Source organism: Stenotrophomonas sp. STEN030 (assembly GCF_056759995.1).
Genome location: NZ_JBRREB010000015.1, coordinates 36,916 through 48,973, shown reverse-complemented (window position 1 = coordinate 48,973; position 12,058 = coordinate 36,916). Strand labels below are relative to the sequence as shown.

Sequence of the window (12,058 nt, the reverse complement as noted above, 5' to 3'; positions counted from 1 at the left end):
GGATAAGGTAGTTCAATCAGGCCGAAAGAATTGCTGCAGCCGCACGCTCGCCTGAAGTTACGGCCGCTTCCATGCCCGGAACCTGCAGTTCGGTCTGCTCGCCAGCGAAGTGGATGCGCCCGAACGGGGTGTTGGCCCAGCGCAGGGTTTCAGCGAAATAGCCGGGGGCAATCTCGGAGAACGCGCCATCGGACAAGGGGTCATTGCCCCAGCTGCGGGTCTCCAGCGGCAGCAGCGCGCCCTCGGACGCCGGCCGCAGCCGCTGCATGGCATTGATGGCCCAGGCGAAGCGGGCCTCGCGGTCGAGCTGGTCGGCCTGCTCGGCCATGGCGCCGTTGAGCCAGACGATCAGGCGGTTGATCTCACCATCGGCACCGGGCACGGCAAACACGCGCTGCAGCGGGCCGTCGCCCCATAGCGACAGTGGCAAACCATCGTCTTCCCAGAACCTGCGGGTGGGCTGCAGGTGGATGGTAGTGACGGCGTTGGAGCGCCGTGCCGACCAGACCTCCTGCTGCGCAACCGGCGGCGCCGGATCAATCGCAATGCGGCTGAGCGGGCCGCTGGGCAGGGCCAGCACCAGATGCGCGGCGCGGAAACGGCGACCATCGGCGCAGCGGACTTCCAGCACGCCGCGCGCGGATTCGACCCGGGTGACCTGAGCGTCGAGTACCGGCGGCTGCGACAACGAAGCAGCCATCGCCTCGGGCAGCGCCTGACTGCCGCCCTGCACCCAGCCGGTTCCCCTGGAACCGAACCGACGCAGCGCATCACGGCGCAAGGCATCGAGCGCGCTGATGGTCTGCAGCGAAGAGAAGCTATTGCCGATATCCATCCACTGCAGCGCCTGCGGCGACCAGCCCTTGCTGGCGATCAACTGTGACAGCGGGATATCCAGCGAGAGATTGGCAGGGTCGCGCCAGCTGTCCACGGCCGGCAGGCCGAGCTCGGCGATCGCGGTGGCCAGCAGCATCGGCGGTAGCAGGCCGTGTTCGCGGCCCTGCAAAGTGTTCAGCGGGCTTTCGCCCCATGATTTGGCTGGCACCAGCGTATCGCCGATGGCCAGACCCAGCCCGGCGGCCGTCGGCAAGGCAGCCGACGGCGGCACGATGCCGACACCGACGCGCTTGGCGTGGGCGTGTACACGATCGTAGGCGGTGCCGACTTCGACACCCCCGATTTCAAAGCGGATGCCATTGCGCACCACGGTCTGCAGACGGCCACCGACGCGCGGATTGGCTTCCAGCACGGTAACGCGGGCACCGCCGGCTTCCAGCGCATGGGCGGCAGACAGACCTGCCAGGCCAGCGCCGACGACGATGACATCGCTGGTCGGCACTTTGGCGTGCAGCGCACCCGGCAGCAGCGAAAGTGCGGCCATGGCGGAAACTCCGTTGATGAAATCGCGTCGTTGCATTGCTTCTGCCTGCGGAGGTGCGGGGTTGCCTTACTTGCTATTGGTTTACTTGCTTTTGCTTGAGATGCCGTCATTCCCGCGCAGGCGGGAATGACGATCTGATGGAGCATCGGTAAAGCCCATTACACGCGGGCTGGGACGCCGCGAGACATCCCGGCCCACGCAAAACTCTTAGAACTTGTAGCTGACCTCAACGCCGTACATACGCGGCAGCGAAGGCGTCAAACCAAAATCACGCAGGTTGGTCACTGCCAGCCCGGTCAATGGCGGCACTGCCGGCACAGCGACGTATGCATCCGGGTTGATGGTCCGTTGCGCGTCTTCCAGGGTGCGATCGTTGAACGCGTTGGTCACGTAGGCCGACACCTGCAGCTGCTCGGTCGGGCGGATGCTGAAGCGGAAGTTGGTGCGGGTGGAGGCGCCGATGTACGCCAGGTTGTCGACCTGGATGTAGCGCTTGCCTTCGTAGTTCACATCCATGTTGGCGGTGTATTCCCAGCCATTGGACAGCGCACCGTCATACATCAAGCCCAGCGTTGCCTTGTGCTTGGGCACGCGCGGCAAGGTAGCGCCGGCAGCATCGGCGGCCGGATCAGCCAGCGTCGGCGCATTGCTGCTGGAGAACAGATCGGCCTGGTCCTGGCTGATGAACTTCAGGATCTCGGCATCGGTGAAAGAGTACGCCAGGCTGGCCAGCCAACCCTGCGCGAACGCCCACTGGCTTTCCAACTCAAAGCCGCGAATGCGCGACTCACCGACATTGGTGGTGTAGCTGGTGGAGAACAACGAGCCGTTCTTGCGGATCACCGGACCGGTTTCGGTCAGTTGCTGGTTGGTCCAGTCGATCTGGTAGATATTGGCATTGACACGCAGAGTGCCGTCCAGCCAATCGCTCTTCATGCCCAGTTCGTAGTTCCAGGCCTCTTCTTCCTTGTACGTGTTCAAACCGCGTGCGATCAGCGCGTCGCGGTCGGCTTCGCGGAAGTCGGCGCGATAGACGTCGGTATTGAAGCCACCGGGTTTGTTGCCCTTGGAGACCAGTCCGTACAGGTTGACGTTCTCACGCGCCTGGTAGCTCAGTGTCCAACGCGGGGTGAAGCTGCTGAAGGTCTTGTCCAGCGCATACGTCTGGCGATAGGTGTTGGCGCCGAGCACGCGCACATCGGTGCCGCCCTTGCTGATTTCATCGCGCGCATAGCGGCCTTCCAGCGAGGTGGTCCATTGGTCGTTGATGCGCCAGTTGATCAGGCCGTAGAGCGCCTTGTTGACGGTCTGGTCATCCGGATTGGTCGGGATGGGCGTGACCACCTTGTTGCCACCGATGGTATAGCCGGTGAGGTCGCCGCCCCAACCCGGCTGCGCGTTCTGCTCGTAGTAGTACGCGCCGAGCATGCCCGACACCGCCAAGTTCTGGTCGGTGGTCAGGCGGATGTCCTGCGACCAGTTCTTTACACCGCTGTTGGCGAAGCTTTCGAACGCACCGCCGTAGCCACGGATGGCGCGGTAATCCTGATCGCTGGCAGCGTAGGTTTCGCTCTTGTTGTAGGCCGAGGTCGAGGTCAGGTTCCAGCCGTTGGCGAACAGATAGTCCACCACCACGCTGGTGCGCAGCAGATCGGTCTTGCGCCCGGAGAAATAACCTGCGGTCTCGAATTCCCTGGTGTTCAGTGCGTAGTCCGACGGTTCCTTCAGCTCACCGCAGTAGTAGCCGCGACGGCGCGATTCCAGGATCGGGTACAGACCGAAGTACAGGCCGCCGGTGTACTCGGGCAGGTAGCAGTTGAGGTTGTTGCTGCCCAGCCGCGCGGCGGCGAAGTGCTGGTCGCGGCTCTTCTGCTTCATCACCCGCGCGGTGATGTCCAGTGAATCGGTCGGCGACCAGGCGATGGCGGCCATGCCGCTGATGGTCTCGGTGCCATTGAGGTCTTTGCGGCCCGATGCATTGTTGTAGAACACGCCATCATTGCCACGCTTGTTCAGGCTGACGTCGTAACCGAACGAGCCGTCTTCATTCGCGCCCGAGTAGAACAGGCCCATCTTTTCCTGGCCGTAGTTGCCCACGCCCAGAGTGAGCTTGCCACCCGGCGCACTGCCCGGACGCTTGGTGATGAAGTTGACCGCACCAGAGAAGGTGCGGCGACCGAAGGCTGCCGACTGCGGGCCACGGATCACTTCCACGCGCTGGATGTTCTCCAGCCCGTAACTGGAAATGTCGCCTTCGACGTAGATGCCGTCGATGAAGAACGAGGCATTAGCCTCGCCCTGGATGTTGGACATGCCGCGGATCACCGGGCGGTCGAAACCACGGCCGTAGCCGGACTTGAACGAGAAGCTCGGCGACAGATTGGCGATGTCGCGCACATCGGTCAGGCCCTTCTTCTCGATGGTCTGCTCGGACATGGCGGTGATCGGCAGCGGCATCTGCTGCAGCGGCTCGGACACACCGCGCGCGGTCACGGTGATCTGGTCAAGACTTTGTACGGAGTCACTATTGGCGGCCGGCGGAGCGCCCGTTTCGTCGGCGGCTTCGGCCGCGGCGGTACCTGCGCACAACATCAGTGCGAGGGCGATCGAGGAGCACAGCAGGTCTGGCTTGATGATTTTCATGGAGTTCCCGACTGCAAAGTGTGATCGGAATGGATTGGGAGGATGGATGCGCCGTCTTGGGGGAGGGTTCCGTCCAGTGCTTCCGTACTTCAGTCCTGCTGTTTCGCCTTCGCACCCTGCTTGAGCTGCTTGTAGGCGCTCCAGCTGGTGACGTTGGGCTGCACCCAGGTTTCGGGTGCGCGTGCGTATTCCGGGTAGCGGTTACGCACGAGTTCCTGGATATCGGCTGGCAGTTCGCTGACCGATGCGCGCTTGTTGCCCTGCGCGATGTACAACAGGTTGCCCGGGCGCATGCCCAGCTTCATCCACGGCAACCACGGCCCGATGCGGGTCCAGCCGTAGGTGACCGGCACGCTCTTCAGCGCCGGGTTTTCAAGATCCGCGCGTGGCGCGAAGAACATGAAGTGCTCCGAGCCCATATAGGTCGGGCCACTGGATTCGGCGGGGAACTCGGCCGGCTGCAGCGGGTTGGGATAGGCCAGCGGAATATTGAGGGTCAGCATCACCTGCTCGCCGGCTTCCACCCATGGCAGCTGCAGCGGGCGGCCCGGTGCATTGAGCACGGTGTTGACCGGATCGTTGGCGACCTGCACCACCTCGTTGCGCTCACCGGACAGCGGGTTGTCCCAGCTGTCGATGATCTTGCCGGTCTTCAGATCGCGGTAGAACGTGAGCTCACGCGTATACAAACGCCACACGCCATCGGCCTGCTTTTCGGCACGGCAGATGTTGTAGCCCTCGAAGCCCATCAGCGGTGCAGCCTTCTTGCCGGGCTCCTGCGCGAACAAGGTGCCGGCCCACCACAGGATCTCTTCCTGCTTCGGGTCCAGCGAGCAGCGCAGCTTGACCATTGCTTCAACGCTGCCCGTTTCAGACTGCAGATCCAGCGCTTTTGCCTGTGGCGAAAGTGCAATTGCGGCAGCCAGCAAAACCGATGACATTCGAATCACGTCCAACCCCCGGTTGAAATGGAGCGATGAAGCCAGTGCCTTGGCCTGCTCCGGACCACGGAAGACAGGCCTGTTGACCCATCGAAGATGACATATAGCTATATCATTAGTACATGATTGTCCAATCATTTGTAGAACCTATGTCGGCGATCCCCCGGCAGCGCTGGGCGGTATGAAAACCTTGCTGCGCGGGCCACTGGCGAGACTGCGCAAGATGTTGCTTCGCAACAAAAAAGCTCCCGATCGGAGCATGAAAATCGGCACTGGCTTTTTGTCCGGACATTTGAGAAATTCGGGAATCGGGATGTGTCAGCAGGGCTGCAGCCACCGCCGCGGGGACCGTGGCGCAGGTATCAAACCGCCGCTTGACCCCGACCAGACCAACATGACATATAGATATAACTTTAGAACTTGAAGCCTTCCGAGGAATCGCCATGAGCCAGCAAGCCCTGCCCCCAAGTTGGCAGCACGTGGGCCGCCACGCGGTGTTCCCTGACAGCGCGCTCGACGACACTGCGCGCTTCGACTTCCTGGCCAACCTCAATGGCTACCTGGCCACCCAGCTCAGTCCCAAAGTCAAAGTCGCCTATGAAGGTCGGGTAAAACCCGCCTTCGAGAAGGAAAAGGGCCGTGCGCCGCAAACCCGCCATGAAGTGCGCAAAGCGATGGCCGGCGACGCGATCTACCAGACCTGGAGCGCCCTGCGCCGCAGCAGCATGGAGATGCGCCAGCAGGCCGGTCGCGGTCTGGTGCTCAAACAGGTGGATGCATTGATCGAGAAAACCCGCGCGCTCAACGCCAGCGACGACGGCCTGCAGCTCGATGCCTCGGTGCAGGTGCCACGCTATTCCAGCGCGGTCGACATCCATTGCATGCCCGGCGGCTACCACACCGAGCTGCTGGCCGATGACGTCTCCGCCGCGGCCAACTACGACTGCGGCATCTTCGCCACCACCGGCGGCATGCTCGGCCGTTACAACGACGGCGGCGGCCAGGCCTTGGCGCAGTGGCTGCAGGAACAGCACCCCGGGTTCAGGCCACGCCGCATCCTCGATATCGGCTGCACCGTCGGCCACAACATCGTGCCGCTGGCGCAGGCCTTCCCTGATGCCGAAGTGATCGCCATCGATGTAGCTGCGCCGATGCTGCGCTATGCGCATGCCCGCGCCCGTGCGCTGGGGGTCAACAACATCACGTTCCGCCAGGCCAATGGCGAAGCGCTGGACTATGCCGACGGCTCGTTCGACCTGATCACCACCGCCATGTTCTGGCATGAGAGCTCTTCCACGGCGATGCCGCGCAAGCTGCGCGAGATCCAACGCCTGCTTGCCAGCGGCGGCCTGACCGCGCATCTGGAGCAGCCGCAGTACCACGGTATGGACCCCTACGAGCAGTTCATCCGTGACTGGGATGCGTACAACAACAACGAGCCGTTTTGGAGCGTGATGCATGAGTACGACCTGCGCCAGATGATGGCGGCGGCCGGCTTTGACGCAGAGCGCTATTTCGAAACCAAGGTCCGTGGTGTGGTTGACCGCGACATCTTCCCGGTCGCCAGCGAGAGCGGCGAAGACCACGGTCGCGCCGCACTGTGGACCATGTTTGGAGCGTGGAAAGCATGAGCATCGATCCGATCGCGCTGGCTGGCAGCCGCGCCCGTGGCAAGCGTCCGTACTTCTTCAAGGACCCGGACGTGGAGCGCGTGCTGTCCATCGCCATGGCCATAGCCATGGAGAACTCCGTTACACACCAGCGCCTGGATGCGCTGGAACGCTTGATCGAACAGAAAGGCCTGCTCAGCCGCGAGGAACTGGACCAGTTCCGTCCGGACCGTGAGGCCGAAGCACAGCGCACGCTGTGGATGAAGGAATACATCGCCCGGGTGCTGCGCATCGTGCAGCAGGAAACCGAGGCGGTGGAAGGCGGTGCTATGGACGTGCCGATGGAAGAAGTCATGGATGAACTTCGCGACCAGTAAGACGCAACAGCGTCGCCCATCAAAGACCACAACCAAGGAAAGCACATGACCGATCTGGCCAAGCACATGCCCGCCCTCGCCCGCCATGAGGGCGTCTGGGATGGCGTGTACCGTTACTACGATGCCAACGGCGACAAGATTGACGAACATAAGTCGCGCCTGATCTGCCGCATCACCGGCGACGACAAAGCCCCGTACCACCAGACCAACCATTACAGCTGGGCGGACGGCAAGACCGAAGTACGCGACTTCCCGACGTCCTACCTGTTTGGCCGCATCATTTTCGACAATGAGCTGATTTACGGCTGGTGCACCGAAATTCCGGAAGACGACCATCACCGAACGCTGATGCTGTATTGGCAGCGCAAGGGTGAAGACGGTCTGGAGCTGTACGAAATGATCCAGCTGTCCGACTGCGGCCAGCTGCGCAACCGCATCTGGCATTGGTACAAGCGCGGCGTACTGGTACAGCGCACGCAGATCGACGAGAAGTTCGTCAGCCGCGACTGGCAGAAGATCAAGGGCGAGAGCTTCAACGGCGACCCGATCTGATCTGTTGCTTAAGCCCCTCTCCCGCCTGCGGGAGAGGGGTTGGGGTGAGGGGAAGCTTCTAGCAAGAAGACCAAAAGACTTGGAAGCTCTTAACGCCTTAAAAGCTCCCCTCATCCGCCCCTTCGGGGCACCTTCTCCCGCAAGCGGGAGAAGCAACAGCAACGGCACAAGCATCGGCACCAGCAACTGCATCAGCAACAGCAACAGCAACTGCAACTGCAACTGCAACTGCAACTGCAACTGCAACTGCAACTGCAACTGCAACTGCAACTGCAACTGCAACTGCAACTGCAACTGCAACCAAGATGATCCACGCCGCCCATCCATCGAGGCAAGCAATGAGCAACACCCGCAGACATTTCCTCGGCAGCGCCGCCGGCCTGGCCGCACTCGGCGCCGTCGGCCCCGCCCTGCTCGGCACATCGGCACCTGCGCAAGCGGCCATGGGCAAGGGGCCGGACTCGCTCAACGAGCGCACCGACGGCACCTACACCACGGTTGAACTGGCCAAGCCGGCGTGGACCCTGGGCCTTGTGCAATCGCGCGTGCACAGCTTCGATGCCAAGGAATGGAAGGCCGGCAGCAAGCGCAATCTTGCGCATATGCTCGAGCTCATCGACAAAGCGCATTACCACGCCAAACCCGATCTGCTGCAGTTCCACGAGTTCCCGCTCAGCGGCTGGCGCAAATGGACACGCGATGAAATCCTGAAATTCGCCATCACCATTCCCGGCGAAGAAACCGAAGCCATCGCCAGGAAGGCACGCCAGTACGGCACATGGATCGTGTTTGGCGCTTACGCCACCGATCCGGATTGGCCGGGTCACGTGTTGTCGATCACCACGATCATGAACGACAAGGGCGAGATCGTGGACAAGCACTGGAAGGCCCGCAACCTCAAGGGCGCCTTCCCGGATTTCGAACTGTTCACCACGACCACTTACGACGTGCTCGACCGCTACGTGGAAATGTACGGCCGCGATGCGGTGGTGCCGGTGACCCGCACGCCGCTGGGCAATATCTGCACCAGTTCCACCCAGCGTGAGCCGGAGCTGTTCCGGGCGATGGCATTCAAGGGCGCTGAGGTGTTCCTGCGTACCGCCTCGGGCGGTTTCTCGGACATGGATGTCGCCGCCTGCGCGATGTACAACGGCGTCTACTCGTCCATCGTCAACAACTCGATCTCGCCGGATAACGGCCCCTACTTCGACGACCCGGGTTCAGGCGGCACCGCCCTGTATGACCCCAGCGGCAAGATCGTCGCCGAGGCGCAGAGCAAGGAAGAAACCCTGGTGCTGGGCCGCGTGCCGATTGCCGAGCTGCGCGCGCGCAAGCGTCAGCCTGTCGTGCACATGGATCTGTTCCGCGATGTCTACGACACCTACCAGAACGCCTATCCGCCGAACCTGTGGTCGGAATACCTGCCCACTTCACTGGAAGATGCGGCGCGCTACATCCGCGGCAAGTCGCGCTGGAAGTAAGCTGAAACAACAACGGCGCCGCAAGGCGCCGTTGCTTCATCCAACGCCCCCTTATTCCAGGGGCTTGGAGGAAGGCCGCTTCAAGGTGCAGTGCACAGCCAATCCTACTCACGAGCAGGTGACATGGCGCGGATCAAACTGAGCGCCAGTTCTGCAACGACGGAGTCGCCGATGCCAGCGGTCTTCCATCTCGGCCTGCTGCTGTGTTGGGCGGTGGTGCTTGGTTATTGGGCCATCACCGCACTGCGCGCCAAGCAGGTGACCCGTAGCGAGTCGCGTGCCAGGCAGTTCCTGGCGTACTGGCTGCCGTTGATCATCGCGATACTGGTGCTGGGCCCGGGCCATTGGTTTGGCCATGGCTGGCTGCGTGAGCAGTTTGTGCCGCATTCACTGTCGATTTGCGCATTGGGGCTGCTGCTGTGTGTGGCCGGTGCCGCACTCGCGCTGTGGTCGCGCTGGCAGTTGGGCCGCAACTGGAGTGGCAATGTGCAGATCAAGCAGGCGCACGAGCTGATCAGCAGCGGGCCATATGCGCATGTGCGCAACCCGATCTACAGCGGTTTCCTGCTGATGTTCAGCGGCACCGCGCTGATGATTGGAGATTGGCGTGGGGTGATTGCCGTGGTGATCGTGTTCGGCTCGTTCTGGGTCAAGCTGCGTCAGGAAGAACGTTTCCTGGCTGCCCACTTCGGGCCCGCCTACAGCGCCTATGCGGCGCGCACCAAGCGCTTGATTCCCGGCCTGCTGTAGCGCCCTCAAGCGCCGCGCTCGGGATCGTCCTCGCCGCCGCGGCCTGCGCCGTAACCCAGCCCAGCGCCCATGCCCATGCCGGCGCCCATCCCGCCCATGCCACCTCCGGCACCGCCGCCACCTTTGCCAGCGCCGCCAGCGGCCTCCTTGTCGGCGCCTTTGCCGGCGCCCTTGTTGCCACCGCTACTGCCAGCCGGCCGCAACGGTCCTTGTCTGGGAATGGAGACAGCGGGCGGTATCACCTCCAGATCCAGCACGCTGCGGACGAAGTCGCGCAGCGACACCACCAGCTCGGCGGTGTGGATCGGCCGGCCCTCGACCATGTCGGTGGCAGCGCGCGCGGCCAGCCGCACCTGTTCCTCGGTGCCGAGCAGGATCACATCCGACAGCGCCGCTTCCACCGCATCGCGGATGCGCCGCGCCCGCTCGCCAGCCTCGCCCGGATCCGGGGTCGGCAGCAGCAGCGCGCCATCAGCGGTAGCCACTGCCTGCCCCTGTGCCAGCTCGGCAGCGCGTCGGCGCAGGTCGCGCAGATGGCTGGGGTCAACGCTGAGATCACCGGTAAAGGAGCCGCCCAGCGTCTTGTAGGCGGCGATCAGGGTCTTCAGCCGCTCGTTGATCTGCCGGTTGGCGGCTTCACGCTTCTGCTGCACCGCCTGCATCACCAGCAAGCGGATGCCCACACCGATCAAGGTGATGATCGCCAGGCCCAATAATGTCGACAGCAGGCCCTGCCAGGAACTGAAATCCAGACCGCGCATGCGCCCACCACTTGCTGCAGGCGCACATCGGCGCCGAAGCAATCATCGTAGCGATTTGTCAGCGCGCGTAGGCAAAACGAAGGACACGGCAGCGAAAAGACGCGGTATCGTGTCGCCCTTCTCTCCACCGAACGACATCGATGCCCGCCAATCCTTCCGCCCCGACCAACGCGTCGTCGCAGAAACTGGAACGTGCGCTCAAGCCACGCCAGCTGATCATGATGGGCCTGGGCAGCGCGATCGGCGCTGGCCTGTTCCTGGGCTCGGGCGTGGGCATCCAGGCCGCCGGGCCGGCAGTGCTGATCTCCTACCTGGTGGCCGGCACCCTGGTCATCATCATGATGCACGCCATGGGCGAGATGGCCGCCGCACGGCCGGCCAGCGGCGCGTTCTCGGTGTACGCGGCCGATGCGCTGGGTGCCACCGCCGGCGCCACCGTCGGCTGGCTGTGGTGGGCACAGCTGGTGGTGGTGATCGCCGCTGAATCGGTCGGTGCGGCCGGCCTGCTCAGTACGGTATGGCCACAATTGTCGGTACCGCTGACCTCGCTGGCATTCATGCTGGTATTTACTGCGATCAACCTGCTGGGCGTGCGCAATTTCGGCGAATTCGAGTTCTGGTTCGCCATCCTCAAGGTCGCCGCCATCGTCGCCTTCATCCTGGTTGGCATTGCCCTGCTGCTGGGCCTGCTGCCGAACGTGCCCTCGCCCGGCCTGGCCAACATCACCGGCCACGACGGCTTCATGCCCAAGGGGCTGACCGGCATTGGCGCGGCCCTGCTGGTGGTGATCTTCGCCTTCGGCGGCACCGAGATCGTCGCGGTGGCCGCGGCGGAAACCCAGGATCCGGAACGCAGCCTGGCCCGCGCCATCCGCACCGTGGCCTGGCGCATCCTGGTGTTCTACATCGGCTCGATCGGCGTGATCATCGCGGTGGTGCCGTGGAACAGCGAGACCCTGAAATCGCCGTTTGCCGCGGTACTGCAGGTAGCCAACATCCCCGGCGCCGCCACGGCCATCACCCTGATCGCGGTGATCGCCCTGCTGTCGGCGCTGAACGCCAACCTGTACGGCGCCTCGCGGATGATCTATTCGCTGGCCGAACGACGTGAAGCGCCGCGCTGGCTGGGCCTGACCAATACCCGCCAGGTACCGGTGGTAGCCGTGCTGGCCAGCGTGCTGTTCGGCTTTGTCGCCACCGTGCTGGAGCTGATCTACCCGGACAAGGTGCTGCCGGTGCTGCTCAACGTGGTCGGCTCCACCTGCCTGCTGGTGTGGACCATCACCCTGGTGTCGCAGCTGATCCTGCGCCGCCGCGCCGACCGCCTGGGTACGCCGCTGCCATTCCGCATGGCCGGTTTCCCCTACCTGACGGTGCTAGCACTGGCGATCCTGGCGCTGATTTTCGCGCTGTTGCTGGCCACCCCGGAAACCCGCCTGCAGTTCCTGTCCATGGCCGCCTTCACCGCTTTCATCGCGCTGTGCAGCGGCTTGGCAAGAAAGTCGCGCCGCGGCTGACCATGCCAAATCAGCTGGCTTCGCAGCCCATCGCCACGATGGGCT

The 12,058-nt window shown here is 63.3% G+C and carries 11 protein-coding genes; 6 read left to right on the top strand and 5 right to left on the bottom strand.

Going from position 1 to position 12,058, the window contains the following annotated elements; genetic code table 11:
• Positions 1-16 precede the first annotated feature (16 nt).
• The 3 genes from ACVOLR_RS07210 to ACVOLR_RS07200 all read right to left on the bottom strand — a co-directional run bounded on the left by ACVOLR_RS07210 (position 17) and on the right by ACVOLR_RS07200 (position 4,965).
• A complete protein-coding gene (locus ACVOLR_RS07210) occupies positions 17-1,381 on the bottom strand; it encodes a flavin monoamine oxidase family protein (protein ID WP_481535832.1) in 1,365 nt (454 codons plus the stop codon).
• A gap of 207 nt (positions 1,382-1,588) precedes the next feature.
• Positions 1,589-4,024: a TonB-dependent receptor gene (locus ACVOLR_RS07205; RefSeq protein WP_481535831.1), complete on the bottom strand. Its 2,436-nt coding sequence runs from the start codon at positions 4,022-4,024 to the stop codon at positions 1,589-1,591.
• Between the two features lie 89 nt (positions 4,025-4,113).
• On the bottom strand, positions 4,114-4,965 hold the full coding sequence (locus tag ACVOLR_RS07200; protein ID WP_481535830.1) for a DUF1838 family protein: 852 nt from the start codon (positions 4,963-4,965) through the stop codon (positions 4,114-4,116).
• A gap of 443 nt (positions 4,966-5,408) precedes the next feature.
• Here ACVOLR_RS07200 and ACVOLR_RS07195 point away from each other — a divergent pair, with 443 nt between their 5' ends.
• From ACVOLR_RS07195 to ACVOLR_RS07185, 3 genes are read left to right on the top strand one after another with little or no spacing between them, the layout of a single operon-like run.
• Positions 5,409-6,596 (top strand): class I SAM-dependent methyltransferase, encoded by a 1,188-nt coding sequence (locus tag ACVOLR_RS07195; RefSeq protein WP_481535829.1) that lies wholly within the window; start codon positions 5,409-5,411, stop codon positions 6,594-6,596.
• On the top strand, positions 6,593-6,952 hold the full coding sequence (locus ACVOLR_RS07190; protein WP_481535828.1) for a hypothetical protein: 360 nt from the start codon (positions 6,593-6,595) through the stop codon (positions 6,950-6,952). Before ACVOLR_RS07195 ends, ACVOLR_RS07190 begins: the two co-directional genes overlap by 4 nt.
• Before the next feature lie 45 nt (positions 6,953-6,997).
• A complete protein-coding gene (locus ACVOLR_RS07185) occupies positions 6,998-7,504 on the top strand; it encodes a hypothetical protein (RefSeq protein ID WP_481530408.1) in 507 nt (168 codons plus the stop codon).
• A 97-nt stretch (positions 7,505-7,601) separates the two neighbouring features.
• On the opposite strand, the gene ACVOLR_RS07180 is transcribed toward ACVOLR_RS07185, so the two are convergent.
• Entirely contained in the window at positions 7,602-7,853 is a 252-nt protein-coding gene (locus ACVOLR_RS07180; protein WP_481535827.1) for a hypothetical protein, read from the bottom strand.
• On the opposite strand from ACVOLR_RS07180, the gene ACVOLR_RS07175 reads away from it, so the two are divergent.
• Positions 7,843-8,985 (top strand): nitrilase-related carbon-nitrogen hydrolase, encoded by a 1,143-nt coding sequence (locus ACVOLR_RS07175; protein WP_481535826.1) that lies wholly within the window; start codon positions 7,843-7,845, stop codon positions 8,983-8,985. The two genes, ACVOLR_RS07180 and ACVOLR_RS07175, sit on opposite strands and share 11 nt — an antisense overlap.
• Positions 8,986-9,108: 123 nt before the next feature.
• Positions 9,109-9,735, top strand: coding sequence for a methyltransferase family protein (locus ACVOLR_RS07170; protein WP_481535825.1), 627 nt, complete (start codon positions 9,109-9,111; stop codon positions 9,733-9,735).
• Positions 9,736-9,740: 5 nt separating this feature from the next.
• On the opposite strand, the gene ACVOLR_RS07165 is transcribed toward ACVOLR_RS07170, so the two are convergent.
• On the bottom strand, positions 9,741-10,496 hold the full coding sequence (locus tag ACVOLR_RS07165; RefSeq protein WP_481535824.1) for a hypothetical protein: 756 nt from the start codon (positions 10,494-10,496) through the stop codon (positions 9,741-9,743).
• 140 nt (positions 10,497-10,636) lie between these two features.
• Here ACVOLR_RS07165 and ACVOLR_RS07160 point away from each other — a divergent pair, with 140 nt between their 5' ends.
• Positions 10,637-12,013, top strand: a complete 1,377-nt coding sequence (locus ACVOLR_RS07160) for an amino acid permease (protein WP_481535823.1) — start codon at positions 10,637-10,639, stop codon at positions 12,011-12,013.
• The last annotated feature ends 45 nt before the right edge of the window (positions 12,014-12,058 follow it).